Origin of the sequence: Paenibacillus sp. JDR-2 (genome assembly GCF_000023585.1) — a bacterium.
Classification (GTDB): Bacteria; Bacillota; Bacilli; order Paenibacillales; family Paenibacillaceae; genus Pristimantibacillus.
Window position 1 is genome coordinate 1,793,143 of the sequence record NC_012914.1, and the last position, 16,747, is coordinate 1,809,889.

The window sequence follows — 16,747 nt, forward strand, 5'->3', positions numbered from 1 at the left end:
GATGAAGGGCCATGAACAGCTTTCGCAACCGATTAACGTTAACCATGATCATTATCCTTGCGTTATCCGTAACCGCAGCCGGTCTCTTCATGGCAAAGACGTTTAAGGACAACCATATCAATGCGCTTGAGGACAATATGGTCCGCGAGATGCATATCATTCTGGCCAAGACCGAGTGGAAGCAGGGAGATAATGCGGTGTTATTCCCGTATTTCACGAAGGAAGCCGAGACTCTTAGAACCTACGCGGATTCCAGGGTTACCTTTATCGCGGGAGACGGTACTGTCCTTGGCGACTCGGACCATGCTCCGGAAACGATGGATAACCACAGCAAACGGGTAGAAGTAGTGGAGGCCCACAAAGACGGTATTGGCAGAGCAATCCGTTACAGCGATACGTTGAAAGAAAATTTATTGTATGTAGCCATTACGGCTAATCCATCGGATCCAAATTCCAATGTGATCCGGCTGGCGATGAGTCTGAAGGAAGTCGACAAAAGCATCGATCAGCTGTGGACCGTATTAATTATCGGGCTGCTGATTTTGTTTATTGTTGCCGCTTTTATCAGTTACCGGATCGCCTTAAGCTTAACACGGCCGCTTGAACAAATTACGAAGGTTGCCCAGCGCATCAAGCAGATGGATTATAAAGCAAGGGTGAAGGTCAGGAAGCAGGATGAAGTTGGCGAGCTTGGTCATGCTATTAATGCCATGGCTGAAAGCCTTGAGGTGCAAATGACGCGTATCCGGCAAAACGAAAGCCAGCTGGAGAGCGTGCTTGATAACATGATTAACGGCGTTATGATGATTGATCCGGCCGGCAAGATTCTGCTGATGAGCCGTCGCGCGGGAGAACTCCTCGGCATTTCTTCCGGTGAGCTTGTCGGTAGGAATTATGCGGAAGCCAAGCAGCAATACGAGCTGTCCCAGCTGATCCAAGAGGCATTGGAGGGCCGCGAGCATATCCGGGAGGAGATTACGTTCTACTTCCCGGAGGAACGCTTGCTGGAGCTTAACCTGGTGCCGATTAATCAGGAGAACCAGGAGTTCGGCGGGGTGCTTCTCGTGCTTGCGGACGTAACGGCGATCCGTCGCCTCGAGCGGATGCGCAGCGAATTTGTAGCGAATGTATCCCATGAGCTGAAGACGCCAATCGCAGCGGTAAAAGGCTTCGCCGAGACGCTTCTTGGCGGTGCGGTGAACGATGAGGAGACCGCGCGTTCTTTCCTGCAAATCATTTATGACGAGAGCGACAGGCTGAACCGTCTCATTGGGGACATTCTGGCTTTGTCGAAAATTGAGTCGAAGCGTGTTCCGCTTTACTTCTCGCCGGTGGAGATGGATTCGTTCATGACGAAGACCGTGACGATGATGGAGTCGGAGGCAGCGAAGAAGTCGATCAAGCTGCAGCTGGAGATGGAGCATGGCTTGTATGTGGAAGCCGATGAGGACCGTTTACGACAAATTATGATGAATGTTATCGCAAATGGCGTAAACTATACACCAGAAGGCGGTAAAGTATCGGTTAATATCGAAAGCATCGATGAGGATCATATCCGGATCCAGATCAGCGATACCGGCATTGGCATTCCGAAGAAGGATTTGCCAAGGATTTTCGAGCGGTTCTACCGGGTGGATAAAGCAAGATCCCGCAGTTCAGGAGGCACCGGACTTGGTCTGTCGATCGTCAAGCATCTGGTTGAGCTGCATAAAGGCACAATAGCGGTGACAAGCGCCGTAGGCGTTGGTTCCACATTTGTCATTGAGCTGCCCGTTCTCCAGCAATAACAGCCGGCCGAAAAATTTACCCATTCTTCATGAAATCGTGATAAACTAAGGTAGAAAATTTGTGTCCAGGCTGGACAAGCTGGAGGTACTCATGTCACATAAAGTGCTCGTTATTGAGGATGAACCGACACTCGCGCGACTTTTGTCGTATAATCTGACGCAAGAGGGTTACGATACGACTGTCATTGATCATGGTGCAACCGGGCTTCAGACCGCTTTGCAGCGCAACTTTGATCTCATTATTTTGGACATCATGCTGCCAGGCTTGAACGGCTTTGAAATATTAACAAGGCTTCGCCAGAACGGCGTTAAGACGCCTATTATTATTTTGACCGCGCGCAATGCGGAGGAAGAAGTCGTTCAAGGGCTGAAGCATGGCGCGGATGACTACATTACGAAGCCGTTTGGCGTTGCGGAGCTGCTCGCGAGGGTATCTGCCGTATTGCGCCGGACGCAGCAGGATGACAGCGTGCCAATCGAAACGTCGGAGAAAGTCATTACCGTAGGAGATTTGTCGATTTATCCGGAGAAATACGAAGTTATTCTGAACGGGGAGACCGTTCCGCTTCGTCCGAAGGAATTCGAAGTGCTGCTGTATCTCGTACAGCGTCCGGGGATGGTTATTACGCGCGATGATTTGATGAACGTGGTCTGGGGCTTTGACTATATCGGCGGCCAGCGTACGGTTGACGTCCATGTCAGCTCGCTGCGCAAGAAGCTGGAGCTTGGTCAATCCGTACAGATCGAATCGATTCGCGGCGTCGGTTATAAATTAGTCATGTCAAAAAAACTCGTCACACCAAAGGGATAAGGTGGACGAGTTTTTTGTTGCGCTATTGCCGGTTCCAATCCAGCATCTTGCGTTGGAATTGCTTGGGGGAGCAGTCATTGTACTTCTTGAACATCTTATAGAAGTGGGCCATGTTAGGCATTCCGATCCGCTCTCCGACCTCGGTAATGCTTAGATCCTTCGTTAGAAGAATACGTTCCGCCCATTTGATCTTTCGGTAATTGACGAATTCCGTGAAAGACATCCCTATTGTTTTCTTGAAAAACTTGACGAAGTAGTAATAGCTCATGTTGGCGATCCGGCATACTTCTTCCACCTGAATCCTGTCGGTCAGCCGGTTCTCGACATAGTCCAGGACAGGCTTCAGCCGGAGTCGGTCGAAATCGTCCTGCTCGGCGAGCATCTTCCGGTTATCGTTGCGCAGCAGCGTCAGCAGAATCTGCTTGATCAGTACGCTAACCGCGATTTCATAGCCGGTCTCCTTGCGTTCCGCCTCATGATGCAGCTGGCGAATGTAATCTCCGATCTGCTTCTTCACTTTGCCGTTCTCTTGGAAAATATAATTGGCCATGCTGAGCGGATTCTCAGTCTCGGAGAAATAACGCATATAAGCAATCGTGCTTTGATCGAAAAACGGCTCCAGCTCGAACTGCAGGACGATGTAGTCGAGATGCCCGACACTCTTGTCGCGGTGCAGCTGGGAAGCGCCGATCATAATGATATCGCCAGGTTCGAGATGGTAGCTCTCTTCCTCGACATCCACATCGAGCCTGCCTTTTATGATATAGAGCAGCTCAAGCTGCCGGTGATAATGCCAGTTGGTGAAATCGTCATCCTTCCGGATCGGCTGCCAGACACGCAAGGATAACAAAGGGTTTTCATAGACAACTTTCTCGTTAAACGGCTCCACCTTTGCTGGTCCCACCTTACGTTGAAGTTTGATTCCGCACTTGACGCCCGCGGGCGACAGGTTGCCTTCTTCATTGTAGTGGGCTTCGGCGTTAAAGGCAACCATTCGCCAAATCGCCGGGGACATAGGTATAATAGAGTCAGAACGCGAGAGGAGATGACGGCATGCGGCCAAAAGTGTACCTATCATCCAAAGTATCCGATGAGGTAAAAGCATACCTCGACCAATATTGTGAATGCGAAATGTGGCAAAACCCGGAGAGAGCGATTACCGGGCAGGAGCTTGCCGAAAAGATCGGCGACGCGGAAGGGCTGCTTGCAGCCGGCAATGCAATCAGCGAGCGGCTGCTGAGCGCAGCGCCAAAGCTGCGGGCGGTCAGCAATATTTCGGTAGGCTATAACCATAACGATCTGGACGCGATGAAAAAACGCGGCATTATCGGCACTCATACACCGTATGTGCTGGATGAGACGGTGGCGGATTTAACGCTTGCCCTTATGCTGGCAGCGGCCAGAAGAGTAACGGAGCTGCATAATCTCGTCCGCGGCGGGGGATGGCAGCGGGGCGTTGGCGAGCAGCTGTTTGGACTCGATGTGCATCACGCAAAGCTTGGCATTATCGGAATGGGACGCATTGGCGAGCAGATTGCCAAACGCGCCAAATTCGGTTTTGATATGGAGGTTTCCTACTATAACCGCAGCCGCAAGCCGGAGACCGAGGAGCGCCTTGGCGTAAATTACCTAGGGCTTAATGAGCTGCTGGAGCAGTCGGACTTTATCGTGCTTATGACTCCGCTTACGCCGGAGACCAAGCATATGATCGGCGAAGAGCAGTTTAACCGGATGAAACGGACCGCGATCTTTATTAACGTATCGCGCGGCGAGACGGTTGACGAAGCGGCTCTGATTGAAGCCCTGCGCACGAAACGGATTTATGCGGCAGGCCTCGATGTGTACGAGAAGGAGCCGGTCAGCCCGGATAATCCGCTGCTCCAGCTCGATAATGTCGTGACGCTGCCGCATATCGGTTCGGCAACCAAGAAGACGAGGAACGACATGGCTATGGTTGCGGCCCGCAATCTGGTGGATGCGCTATATGGCAGAGAGCCGCAATACGTGATTCCGGAATTGAAGAATTAATAGAGAAAAAGGCTGCTCCTGTACTGGGGCAGCCCTTTTTTTGCGGAGGCGAAGATCGTGTTAATGCCCGTCCTCGTGGCTTTTTCTTCCTTCCACATACATTTTTGCCGGGTTAACTTCGCTTTCCTTTGCGGAGAGGGAATTGGATACCAGCTTGAATACGGAGGTTTTGCTGCCCATTGAGGAGACGTACCGTTCCAAGTGGGTCCTTGCCAGCGGCCGGTCGAAATAACCGGGAACGTATTTGTCCAGCATGACCTGCATCGCGGCGGTCGCTTCCTCCCAATCGTCGACCTTCTCGATGGTGCCGTAGATAATGGCGCTCATATAAGCGGTATCCACATGGGCAGGCGTTGGATCGGCGATCGTGCCGTACTCTTCGCTGACCGTAAAGCAGCCCGCCGGATTGTCTGCAATCATTTCGATTTTCCGCCCTTCGGATGCACCGTGGAAGTAGATGGCGTTATCCTTCCAGACGAAGTTTAAAGGCACGACGTAAGGAACATTATCCGAGCAGAGGCCAAGGAATCCGGTCCGGGCCTGCCCCAGGAAACGTTCGATTTTGCCTGCATCGGTACAGGCTCTTTTTTGCAAGCGGATGGGAAACATTTTACTTCACTGCCTTTCTTTCGGTTCATTGTGTTATCATTGTAGAAGGAATCTGTCCCTGCCAAAAGGTACAGTTTTATTCGAAACAAAGGGTACAGATTGAGGTGCAGGATGATCAGCTTAACGCCGGAATTGGATAAACAGAGCGAGATTCCGCTTTATCAGCAGCTATTTGCTTATTTAAAAGGACAGATCGAGTTGGGCATGCTGCATGAAAATGACCGTCTGCCCTCGATCAGGCAGTTGTCCGTTTATTTGTCCGTCAGCAAAAATACCGTCGAATCCGCTTATCAGCAGCTACTGGCGGAAGGCTATATTCAGAGCCGGCTTCGCAGCGGCCTATACGTAATGCTCTTGATCAGCTTGAGGGGATTAAGGAGAAAAAGCCGGCCAGATCAGAAGTCGAGTTAAGCCTGGATTCGCTGCCGCATAACGCGATCAACTTTGAATATGGCGATGTAGAGCTGGAGCATTTTCCGGTGCGGCTGTGGAAGAAATGCCTGGTCGATGCTCTGGAGGAATGTACGACAGAGGTATATGGCTACGGCGATCGCCAAGGGCATAAGGGGCTTCGTTCCGAGATTGCCCGTTATTTGTACCAGTCACGCGGGGTGGTATGCGCGCCGGATCAAATTTTTTTGAGCGCCGGGACTCAGACAATGATCAGCCTGCTAGCCCAGCTGCTGCCTCTGCCTGAGGCGATTGCGATGGAGGAGCCCGGGTATAACGGGGTTAGAACGGTACTGATGAACATGGGGCGAAGAATCATACCTATGCCGCTCGAGCATGACGGGATCTCAGTCGAGCATTTGAGAGGAAGCGCGGCAAGTATGGTATACGTGACGCCTTCCCATCAGTTTCCTCTAGGGATGATCATGCCGGTCCAGAACCGTATCAAGCTGCTTCAATGGGCTTATGAGCAGGAAGGCTATATCATCGAGGATGATTTCGACAGCGAGCTGCGTTATCAGGGGCAGCCGATTCCAGCTCTTAAGGCGCTGGACACCGGGGACAAGGTTATTTATTTGGGTACGTTCTCGAAATCGTTCCTGCCGGGAATACGTTTAAGCTATATGGTGCTGCCGGAACGGGCTGCGCAAGATTTCAGAAGCAAGCTGCAGGCATACAGCCAATCGGTATCGCCGCTTATTCAGGCCGCCATGTACCGGTTCATGAAGGAAGGTTATTTCGAAAGTCATATCCGCAAGATGAAGAAGCTGTACCAATCCCGCCACCGGATGCTGCTCCGTTCGATCCAGGAACAGCTCGGCAGCCATGCCGGCATTATCGGGGAGCGGTCGGGCATGCATCTGCTGCTTGATGTCTATGGACGATCCGGCGATGAACTTGTGGAGAAGGCACTGGAGTATGGAGTCATAACTTACACGCCAAGGAAGCATTGGCTGAATCCGGAGGCTTGTCCGCCATCGTACATCATGCTGGGTTTTGGCGGACTTAACGAACAGAAAATCCGCGAAGGAATTATTCTGCTGCGCAAGGCTTGGCTCCCTTAAGATGTGATACAATACGATGGAGACCTAACTAAGGAAAGAGAAGTGAATTTTTTTGATTACCATTACGATTCCGGAACCGGACGTTACGATTTACAAACAGACGAACCCGCAGCTCAGCCATATTTACAACTTTACGGATTTCCATCTGATTACGCGTGAAAAGGGCGGCTTCTTTATTTTTTACAATTTCAAGGGAGACGTGCTGTTTGTCGGCAAGGCCAGAAAGCTGAGACCACGCATTAAGAAGCATTTCGAAGACAGCGTATCCCCAATGAAAAATTACCGCGATGAAGTGACCAAGATCGAGATTTACGTGAATGAGGATGCGGTGGAGCGTGAAATTTACGAGACTTACCTGATCAATCAATTCCGGGCGAAGTATAACGTGGACAAGGTGTTGTTCCGATAGAAAATGGAAGCGACTGATTATGAAGGCTCCTCAGCGATGAGGGCCTTTTTTTATTGGGATTGTAGTAGGAATGGGGGAATGTATAGATCCTTCAGGATGTTCTTTAGTTTCGGTAGTTCCATTCGCGAGAGGATAAGCTATACTGTAGCGGCATATCGATTTTCTGAGAAAAAGAGGGATTGCTTATGGAACAGGGGAAGCGGAATAGGATTGCGGTTAACCAGCTTGGGTTCCGGAGAATGGACCGGAAGACGGCTGTTATAGAAGGAGAAGGCGGAACGTTCAGGTTGATTAGTCAGGAAACCGGCGAAGTGGTGTTGGAGGGGGAAACCGGGACTGCAGCTGGGGACAGATCCAGCGGCAGGAAAGTTAGCAGGGCGGATTTTTCCGGCGTGCAGCAAGCCGGGATTTACAAGCTGGAGACGGAGCATGGGCAAGTCTCGGATTGGTTTGCTATCGGAGATGAGGGATATAGGGCTGCTCATCAGGCATTGTTGAAAGCGTTTTATTATTTCCGCTGCGGAATCAAACTGGAGGAGTCGTACGCGGGAGCGTGGAAGCATGATGCTTGCCATCTGACGCCTGCGATTGTATACGGAGACGAATCGAGGAATGTGGATGCCTGGGGCGGATGGCATGATGCCGGCGACTATGGCAAATACGTGGGGCCGGGAGCAAAAGCCGTTGCGGATTTGCTGCTTGCTTATGAATGTTATCCGGATGCGTTTGCGCGTGTGCTGCCTTTGCCTGAATCAGACGGCGTGATGCCGGATGTGCTCCATGAATGCCGGTATGAGCTGGAATGGATGCAACGCATGCAGGATGCGGAGTCCGGCGGCGTGTTCCATAAGCTGACGACTATGCGTTTCCCTGCTCCGGATACAATGCCGGAGGACGATACGGACGAGCTGTACGTTTCTCCGGTATCGGCCACGGCAACGGGTTGTTTTGCCGCCATTATGGCGATGGCTGCGCGCGTGTACGGGCGTTTTGATGCAGGGCTTGCCGCCGGTTGCAAAGCTGCCGCCGAGCGGGCATGGGATTGGCTTGAGCGGCATCCGGAAGTACCGGGCTTCCGTAATCCGCCGGAGATTGTAACCGGTGAATATGGCGATAAGCTGGACATTGATGAGCGGTATTGGGCAGCAGCCGAGCTGTATCGTACAACGGGAGAAGAGCGGTATCACGAGGCTTTTCTCCTGTTGGCGGAGCGGGAATTCGACAAGTACGAACTTGGCTGGGCCGATATGGGCGGCTACGGGACAATCTCCTATCTGTTGTCGGAACGTCGGGGGGATCTGGCTGTTACAGAACGGCTTCGGGCCGGTCTGTTGGAACGAGCCGAGCGGCTTGCTGATGTAAGCCGGAAGGATGGATTCGGCGTATCTTTACAGCCGGAGCAGTACAAATGGGGCAGCAATATGCTGGTACTCAATCATGCGATGCTGCTGCTAATTGCTGATCGCGTGGCTGGAACAGTTACGTATGCGGATCTGGCGTTGAATCATATCCATTACCTATTCGGGATGAATGTGATGGGCATCAGTTATGTAACGGGGTTCGGCAGCCGGTCGGTCAAACATCCGCATCATCGTCCATCGGAAGGCGACGGCGTGGACGATCCGGTTCCGGGGCTTGTATCCGGCGGTCCAAACCTTGGCATTCAGGATGACTATGCCCGGGAGCATCTGGCTGGCAGAGCCCCAGCCGCTTCCTTCGCGGATGTGATGGAAAGCTACTCGACAAACGAAGTAACGATCTACTGGAATTCTCCTGCCGTGTTTGTGTTGAGTCATTTTGTATAGGAGGGCCGAGCGCTGAGCATGGATAGGAATAGGACCCTGATGGGGTCTTATTGATAAGCCCAGTGGGCTAAATGGCAATGATAAGACCCTCTGAGGGTCTTATTGCATTTGTGGTAGTTGAAAAGTGCCACGCAGAAGCGGGCCAAACACGGAATAAGACCCTAATGGGGTCTTATTTACTGAATTGTTAGTAGACAGCTGATGGCAAGTTAAAAGACCCCGTCGGGGTCTTTTTGCGTAACCGCTATAGTAAGTTAAAGTCCCTTAGGGACCTTAACTTACATCTTAAGGCAACGTATTTCTTAATTAAGGTCCCTAAAGGGCCTTAATCACGAACGGACAGCCTAGAATAGTTGAAAACGAGGGGGGTGCTTCCTGTTAGGGTTCCTAAGGGACCTTAACAGGAAGTAAACGGAGCAGCTTGATATGGTTAAGGTCCCTTAGGGATCTTAACCATACCCAGCTACATCTCTCGCACCATCAACACCTGCTCCAATGTGGTCACAAGCCCCATCTCTGCGAGCAGCTCGACCAGCACCGCATGGGATGCCCGGATATTAAAGGCCGAGCGCCGGCAAGTCTCGCTGGGCTGCCAGACTTCTTGCAGCGCGGCCAACATTACATCCTTGGCGTCGGTACGTCCCGGAGCGACTTCAGCCCGGTACAGGACAATGCCCGTCAGGTCGCCGTCCGGGCTGAACGTCCTCCTGTACAAGGCATAACCGGCTGTTTCTCCGCCGTCGAAGACGGCAACGCTCTCGCCATCCTTCAGGCTAGGCAGACCAGCCTGCCAGACTTCGCCCGGGGTGTAGAACGGAAGCCGTGCGGCTTCCGCTGCCATGCCAAGCTCAATCTGGTATGGATGCTCGTACGTGTCGTCCATATCCGGAATCGGCTGATCCGTGGACTGGATGAGGAGGCGGTCGATCTGCTTATAACCAATTGCTTCATACAGCCGAATGGCATTCGTATTTTGCGAGATCGCCTCGAGATTTGCCTGGTCAACGCTTAACTCCTCGTATAGCTGCAGGTTCCTCAGCATAAGAGCCTTGCCGATGCCTTTGCCCCGGAAGGCCGGCTTGATGGCGGTTCCGCCGTTCCATGCCAGCTTTCGGCCGTCATATTCACGGAAGCCGTTCATGACAAGTCCGGCTGCTTCTCCGTCGACATAACAGGCGAGGGAATACTCAAGCGAGAGGCCTTCGGAGGCGGCCCGGCCGACGAACCGCTCAAGCGGAAGCGCAGCCGGAACAAAATAACCTTCGAAGGACTGATTCCACAGCTCCGATATTTCCTTGACCGGAAGCTCGCTGAGAGGTTGGAATGTCACATTCATAAGCAGCAGTCTCCTTACAGAGCTTTGTCGTCAACGCTTTCCAGCCAGCCGTCGATGCTGCCGATGACGGAAGTAACGCAGCCATCCTCGAACGGCGAGATCAGGCCGGCCACCTTAACGAGCTCGGTAAAGGAGAGGCTGCCGCCTTGCTGGCAGAGCTTGTGGTAATCGGCCCATGCCGAGGTACGGTCCTCGTGCATTCTTTTCCAGAACTGAAAGGCACAAATTTGCGCCAGGGTGTAATCGATATAGTAGAACGGACTGCCGAAAATATGCCCCTGACGCTGCCAGAAAGCACCATGCTCGAGATAGCTGTTCTCCTCATAATCACGGTGAGGCAAATACTTCTTCTCGATTTCGCGCCATGCAGCCTTCCGTTCAGCCGGAGTAGCATCCGGATTCTCGTAGACAAAGTGCTGGAATTCGTCGACCGTTACACCGTAAGGGAGGAAGAGAAGGGCACTCGCCAGATGCTGGAACCGGTATTTATCCACGTCTTCTTTGAAGAACAGCTCCATCCACGGCCAGGTGAAAAACTCCATGCTCATCGAATGAATCTCGCAGGCTTCATAAGTAGGGAAGGCGTATTCCGGCACGGCAAAGCTTCTGCTCTCGTACACCTGGAAGGCATGGCCGGCTTCGTGCGTCAGCACATCGATATCCCCGGAGGTACCGTTAAAGTTGGAAAAAATAAACGGTGCGCCGTATTCGCTGATATAGGTGCAATATCCGCCGCCTTGCTTGCCTTTTTTCGCAACGAGATCCATCAGGCCGTTATCCAGCATAAACCGGAAAAACTCATCCGTTTCCGGCGACAGCTCCGCGTACATCCGTGCTCCGTTCTCAACGATCCAATCCGGGCTGCCTTTTGGCTTCGCATTGCCGGTTAGGAAAGCAAGATTCTCGTCGTAGTAGTAGAGATGGTCGACGCCGATGCGCTCGCGCTGGCGTTCCTTCAGCTTGCTCGCCACCGGCACGATATGCTCAAGCACCTGATTGCGGAAATTCGCCACCATCTCCGCCGTATAGTCGGTACGGCTCATGCGGGCATAACCAAGCTCAACGAAATTCTTGAAGCCCAGCTTTTTCGCGATGCGGGTGCGCACCTTGACGAGCTCGTCGTAAATCCGGTCAAATTCAGCTTCATTACCGCTCATGAAACCGGAAGAAGCTTCAGACGCTTGTTTGCGGACGGAGCGGTCGGTCGATTGCTGGAACGGCGATAACTGCGAAAGCGTCCGTTCTTCGCCGTCGAACAAAATTTTGGCGGAAGCGATAAGCTTCGTGTATTCGGTGGACAGCTTATTCTCCTGCTGCAGATCCTCGATAACCTCCGGGCTGAAAGTTTTCAGCGAGAGTTCGGCCAATTGGAACAATTGACGGCCCCATTTGGCTTCAAGCTCCGAGCGGTATGCCGAATTCACAAGCGCCCGGTAATAATCCGTTATGTATTCCTGAACGACAGGTCCGTTCTCGTCGAAGAAATCCTGCTCGGCTTTATAAAATTCATCGTTGGTATCAATCGAATGACGGATGCTCGCAATTTGCTGCATCGTATCAAATTCGCTCCGCAGCTTGTTCAGGCCGGTCATCGCGGCGTCTTGCTCCTCGAAACGGCTTGCCGCGTTAAAGGCGGATAGAAGCTCCTTGAACTGCTTTTCGAAAGACGCTACTTCGGGACGTTCGTAACGATACTCATTAAATTTCACGGGGATACACCTGTCCTCTCTTGATCAATGTTTTTTTGGGAAATAGGAAATGGATGGCAGAATGATTGTCTTGAAATGTCTATTCGTTAGGATTAGCGGTTAATCCTGCTTCATCCGTAAGCAAAAAGGCTTCCTTCACCAATGCTCAGGCGAAGAGAAGCCTTTCATGAAAGTATGTTCAGAATACAGCGTTTATTTCCGGGTTCTGAGCTCAAATTCCTCGCGAATCCGTGCAAGCAGGGCCGGATCGGAAACCACGTCGTAAGCGGTCGCAGCCAGCGTCTTGGCGGCGAAAATCATCCGCTCGAGCGCACGCTCCGTCATTGCCGCGTCACGGAATTCCACGGTATGGAGAAGGAAACGTTCCTCGACGATTTTTACGTAAGGATGAATGGCAGGACAGCGGACGGAAACATTGCCCAAATCCAGAGAGCCATGATCCTTCCCGGTCTCGATCTCTTCCGGCTTTACGCCTAGCTCAAACAGATTGGCGGTGAAGCATTCGGACAAAGCTTCATTCGTAAGCAGCTCGTCATAGGAAAACTCGTAGTTGCTCATCTCCAGCCTGCAGCCGGTCTGCAAAGCGGCCCCTTCGGCGCAGCGGCGAACCTTATCGGCAAGCTCGTTCGTGTAGGCACGGGAAGCGGAACGGACATAAAACTGGGCGGAAGCGTAGTCTGGAATGACGTTAGGAGCTTTGCCGCCGTTATCGATAATGCCATGAATGCGGGCGTCGCTCCGGGTCTGCTGGCGCAGAGCGTTAATGCTGTTGAACAGCTGCAGAACCGCGTCGAGGGCATTCACGCCTTCGTAAGGGCTTGCCGCCGCATGGGCCGGCTTGCCGAAATATTCGAACCGGATCGCGTCAAGCGCAAGCGAATCGCCGGATTTCTCAAACGTATAATAAGGATGCGCCATCAGGGCGAAGTCGCAATCGTCGAACAGCCCGGCTTCGGACATAGGCACCTTGGCGCCTTTGGTCTCTTCGGCAGGCGTGCCGTAGACGCGGATCGTTCCGCCAAATTGATCCATGACGGCCTTTAGCCCAACAGCTGCCGCAATTCCCATCGTGCAGATGAGATGATGACCGCAAGCATGTCCAATTTCCGGCAGGGCGTCATATTCGCATAGAAAAGCAACGGTAGGACCCGGCTTGCCGGTCGTATAGGTTCCGATAAAAGCGGTTGGAATGCCAAGCGTTCCCTTTTCAACCGAGAAGCCTTGTCTCTCCAGCTCCTCGATCAGCATGGCCGCGGATTTGAACTCCTGGTGGCCCAGCTCCGGATTAGCGCCAATCGTTCGCGAGATTTGTTTGAATGATTCCGCATGGGATTCAATGATGTCAATTACGAGTTGCTTGTTGCTGCTTGTCATGGACAAGCCTCCTTCTATCAAACTTTATCCCCACCATTATAACCGATAAGCCGCATCATTGCCTGCTAGTGCCTGCTAGTGAAGAAGCTCGGTCTTGCTTAGTGGAAGCCATGCATCTTCTTGAACTGCTCCGGACTCATCCCTTCCATTCTCTTGAAGACGGTACTGAAATAGCTGGCGCTGTCGAAACCTACTTTCGCCGCAATCTCCTGCATTTTATGCTCCCGGCCGAGAAACATCAGCTCTTTGCTGCGGTTAATCCGTTCACGGTTCACGTATTCCATCGGACGCATGCCCATCAGCTGCTTGAACAAGCGGCACAAATATTGCGGGGTAACGCCAATGCGCGAAGACAAATCCTGAATCGTCATGACGCTGTCGATATGCTCCTCGATATAGCGGATGACCGGATTTAGCCGCATGTAATATTGCTCTGCCGATTGGGTGCTGACCTGTACGACCTTCATCAAATCGAGCAGGAACAGATACAACAGCTTCGAGCATTCAAGGCCGAGAAATGGAAGCCCCGACTCCGCCATGGCGGAAATGCCTCGAAGATGGGCAACGATCATTTCGCTGTCGGTAACGGAGTACAGACCGGGTTCCTTAATGCCCGCTTGGTTAAGCAAGTCCTTGGCAAGGCTGCCGCCAAAGCTGATGAAATAAACATCCCAGGGATCCCGGACCGCGTAATAACGGTGGGGAACGCCGGGGAATAAACAGAAGCCCTGCCCGGGCTTTACGGTATATTTCTCGTCACCGATCCAAAGCACGCCTTCGCCGCCGGTGGACTGAAGCCATTGATAATGCGGAAAGCCCTGCTGCCGGTCGATCGTCTCCTGGTTATTCCAGTGCCCGATAATGTCCACGTAGATGGGGAGCTTACGGTCGGAATCGGCCAGAATAGGAAATACCAATTTATCCATAATGGAGCCACTTCCAGTTTCATATATTTAAAGTGATGTGAATATAATGTGATTTTATTGGATCTGAAAGCGTATTACAATATTAATATCGTAATAGACAATATACTTGTATGGAGGTTAACACCCATGACCTTGAAGTTCCCGCCAATCAGCCCGAAATTCCCGCAAATGCTCCATGGAGCGGATTATAACCCTGACCAATGGCTTGATTATCCTCATGTTCTGGAAGAAGATATTCGCCTGATGAAGCTGTCGAGCAGCAACGTGATGTCTGTCGGCATTTTCTCGTGGGCAGCTTATGAGCCTGAAGAAGGCGTATATACGTTTGAATGGATGGACCAGCTGATTGACCGTTTCGCGGCCAACGGCATTTATGCCTTGCTTGCCACGCCAAGCGGCGCAAGACCGGCTTGGATGTCGGAGAAATACCCGGAGGTTCTCCGCGTAGAGGAGAACGGAATCCGGAATATGCATGGCGCGCGCCATAACCATTGCTTCTCCTCGCCGGTATACCGCGCGAAGGTGAAGGAGATGAACGGCAAGCTGGCAGAGCGTTATTCGCAGCATCCGGCTGTAATCGGCTGGCATATCTCCAACGAATACAGCGGCGAATGCCACTGCAACTACTGTAGAGAAGCTTTCCAGAACTGGCTGGAGAAGCGCTACGGTACGATTGAAGCGTTGAACCATGCTTGGTGGACAACCTTCTGGGCTCACAAATATACAAGCTTCAGCCAGATCGATACGCCAACCTACCGCGGGGAAAAGGCCGTACACGGCATGAACGTGGACTGGAGAAGATTCGTCACCGATCAAACGGTAGATTTCTGCCGCAACGAAATGGAGCCGCTTCGCGGGATTAATCCGGAGCTGCCGATTACAACCAACTTCATGCTGGACTTTGAGCCGCTGAACTACTGGAAATTTTCCGAGCTTCTCGACGTTATCTCCTGGGATGCTTATCCGACCTGGCATGACGCGAAGGATCAAAGCGAGCTTGCGGCGTGGATCGGCTTCAACCATGACGTATTCCGTTCGCTCAAAGGCGGCAAGCCGTTTATGCTGATGGAGAGCACGCCAAGCATGACGAACTGGCAGCCGATCAGCAAGCTGAAGAAGCCGGGTATGCATCTGCTGGCTTCCTTGCAGGCGGTTGCCCACGGTTCGGATACGGTTCAATATTTCCAATGGCGCAAAAGCCGCGGCTCCAGCGAGAAGCTGCACGGTGCCGTCGTAGACCATGTCGGCCATGAGAATACCCGCGTCTTCAAGGATGTTACGGATGTCGGTCAGGCGCTTGAGAAGCTGCAGGAGGTTGTTGGTTCTTCCGTTAAGCCTGAGGTCGCTCTTATCAATGACTGGGAGAATCGCTGGGCGGTGAAGGACTCGCAAGGACCGCGCAACGGCGGCATTCATTACGAAGAAACGTTGAAACGTCACTACCGTCCTCTATGGGATATGGGCGTGCCTGTGGACATTATTGATTCGGAATGCTGCTTTGATTCTTACAAACTGCTGATTGCGCCAATGCTGTATATGGTTCGCCCGGGCGTTGGCGAGCGGATTGAGGAGTTTGTGAAAAATGGCGGTACGTTTGTTGCGACTTACTGGTCGGGTATCGTTAACGAAAGCGATCTTTGCTTCCTGGAAGGCTTCCCTGGACCGCTCCGCAAGACGCTTGGCATCTGGTCCGAAGAGATCGACTCCCTGTATGACGGGGAAAAGAACAGCGTTGTGATGTCGGAAGGCAACAAGCTGGGGCTTGTTGGCTCCTATGATGCAATTGAACTCTGCGACCTGATTCACCTGGAAGGCGCGGAAGCTTTGGCGGTATACGGCGATGACTTCTACGCAGGCCGCCCGGCACTGACGGTGAATCAGCTTGGCGAAGGCAAAGCGTATTATGTCGCTTCCCGCAATACCGAACCGTTCTTCACCGATTTCTTCAAGAAGCTGGTCGAGCAGGAAGGACTGAAGCGCGTTGTTGAGACGGAGCTTCCGCAAGGCGTTACGGCTCAATTGCGTTCAGACGGCGAGTTTGATTACGTATTCGTGCTGAATTTCAGCGAGTCGGCACAGCAAGTGAAGCTTGACGAGCAGGAGTACGAGGATGTTCTTGCCGGCGGCAAGGTGGGCAATGAGCTTGAGCTTCCGCTTAACGGAGTGCGAATTCTGAAAAGAAAAGCAAGCTTCCACTCGTAAGCCTGCTGCGGGCGAAAGGCGATTGACATTTATTGCGCCATTCTCTATAATTTCTGTAACTTGATATAACTTATGCGGCGAAAGAGCGCAGTAGCGGCTTAATCCCTGTTCTAGAAAGCCGGGGGGCGATGGAACCCGGCACACATTAAGTCCCGCGAAATACACTCTGGAGCATCCCGGGTAATGCCGGGCGGTTATGGCGAACGATATCTCGCCTAGAGCGGTATGAAGGTCAGC

14 protein-coding genes are annotated in these 16,747 nt (G+C 52.3%); 8 read left to right on the forward strand and 6 right to left on the reverse strand.

The window, feature by feature from the left end:
* The first annotated feature begins 11 nt into the window (after nt 1-11).
* Both pnpS and PJDR2_RS07795 read left to right on the forward strand, forming a co-directional pair.
* Entirely contained in the window at nt 12-1,787 is a 1,776-nt protein-coding gene (gene pnpS, locus PJDR2_RS07790; RefSeq protein ID WP_015843120.1) for a two-component system histidine kinase PnpS, read from the forward strand.
* A gap of 91 nt (nt 1,788-1,878) precedes the next feature.
* Nucleotides 1,879-2,598, forward strand: a complete 720-nt coding sequence (locus PJDR2_RS07795; protein ID WP_015843121.1) for a response regulator transcription factor — start codon at nt 1,879-1,881, stop codon at nt 2,596-2,598.
* Between the two features lie 22 nt (nt 2,599-2,620).
* On the opposite strand, the gene PJDR2_RS07800 is transcribed toward PJDR2_RS07795, so the two are convergent.
* Nucleotides 2,621-3,592, reverse strand: coding sequence for a helix-turn-helix domain-containing protein (locus PJDR2_RS07800; RefSeq protein ID WP_265525108.1), 972 nt, complete (start codon nt 3,590-3,592; stop codon nt 2,621-2,623).
* Nucleotides 3,593-3,651: 59 nt separating this feature from the next.
* On the opposite strand from PJDR2_RS07800, the gene PJDR2_RS07805 reads away from it, so the two are divergent.
* Nucleotides 3,652-4,626, forward strand: a complete 975-nt coding sequence (locus tag PJDR2_RS07805; protein ID WP_015843123.1) for a 2-hydroxyacid dehydrogenase — start codon at nt 3,652-3,654, stop codon at nt 4,624-4,626.
* A gap of 60 nt (nt 4,627-4,686) precedes the next feature.
* Here the strand turns inward: PJDR2_RS07805 and PJDR2_RS07810 are convergent, their stop codons facing one another.
* Complete coding sequence (locus PJDR2_RS07810) at nt 4,687-5,235, reverse strand: pyridoxamine 5'-phosphate oxidase family protein (protein WP_015843124.1); 549 nt, start codon at nt 5,233-5,235, stop codon at nt 4,687-4,689.
* A 111-nt stretch (nt 5,236-5,346) separates the two neighbouring features.
* Between PJDR2_RS07810 and PJDR2_RS33430 the strand changes: the two genes are divergently transcribed.
* From PJDR2_RS33430 to PJDR2_RS07830, 4 genes are all read left to right on the forward strand, one after another.
* A complete protein-coding gene (locus PJDR2_RS33430; protein ID WP_041613353.1) occupies nt 5,347-5,646 on the forward strand; it encodes a GntR family transcriptional regulator in 300 nt (99 codons plus the stop codon).
* Between the two features lie 68 nt (nt 5,647-5,714).
* Nucleotides 5,715-6,749 carry a PLP-dependent aminotransferase family protein gene (locus PJDR2_RS32350; RefSeq protein WP_265525109.1) on the forward strand — a complete coding sequence of 345 codons (1,035 nt, stop codon included), beginning with the start codon at nt 5,715-5,717 and terminating at the stop codon, nt 6,747-6,749.
* A 52-nt stretch (nt 6,750-6,801) separates the two neighbouring features.
* Nucleotides 6,802-7,158, forward strand: coding sequence for a nucleotide excision repair endonuclease (locus PJDR2_RS07825; RefSeq protein WP_015843125.1), 357 nt, complete (start codon nt 6,802-6,804; stop codon nt 7,156-7,158).
* A 185-nt stretch (nt 7,159-7,343) separates the two neighbouring features.
* Nucleotides 7,344-8,963, forward strand: a complete 1,620-nt coding sequence (locus PJDR2_RS07830; RefSeq protein ID WP_015843126.1) for a glycoside hydrolase family 9 protein — start codon at nt 7,344-7,346, stop codon at nt 8,961-8,963.
* 463 nt (nt 8,964-9,426) lie between these two features.
* Here the strand turns inward: PJDR2_RS07830 and PJDR2_RS07835 are convergent, their stop codons facing one another.
* The 4 genes from PJDR2_RS07835 to PJDR2_RS07850 form a co-directional block, all read right to left on the reverse strand.
* Nucleotides 9,427-10,299, reverse strand: coding sequence for a GNAT family N-acetyltransferase (locus PJDR2_RS07835; RefSeq protein WP_015843127.1), 873 nt, complete (start codon nt 10,297-10,299; stop codon nt 9,427-9,429).
* Nucleotides 10,300-10,313: 14 nt separating this feature from the next.
* Nucleotides 10,314-12,008: a M3 family oligoendopeptidase gene (locus PJDR2_RS07840; protein ID WP_015843128.1), complete on the reverse strand. Its 1,695-nt coding sequence runs from the start codon at nt 12,006-12,008 to the stop codon at nt 10,314-10,316.
* A gap of 192 nt (nt 12,009-12,200) precedes the next feature.
* Nucleotides 12,201-13,382 (reverse strand): M20 family metallopeptidase, encoded by a 1,182-nt coding sequence (locus PJDR2_RS07845; protein WP_015843129.1) that lies wholly within the window; start codon nt 13,380-13,382, stop codon nt 12,201-12,203.
* Between the two features lie 98 nt (nt 13,383-13,480).
* Nucleotides 13,481-14,308 carry an AraC family transcriptional regulator gene (locus PJDR2_RS07850; protein ID WP_015843130.1) on the reverse strand — a complete coding sequence of 276 codons (828 nt, stop codon included), beginning with the start codon at nt 14,306-14,308 and terminating at the stop codon, nt 13,481-13,483.
* A gap of 126 nt (nt 14,309-14,434) precedes the next feature.
* On the opposite strand from PJDR2_RS07850, the gene PJDR2_RS07855 reads away from it, so the two are divergent.
* Nucleotides 14,435-16,510 (forward strand): beta-galactosidase, encoded by a 2,076-nt coding sequence (locus PJDR2_RS07855; protein WP_015843131.1) that lies wholly within the window; start codon nt 14,435-14,437, stop codon nt 16,508-16,510.
* Nucleotides 16,511-16,747: the final 237 nt, after the last annotated feature.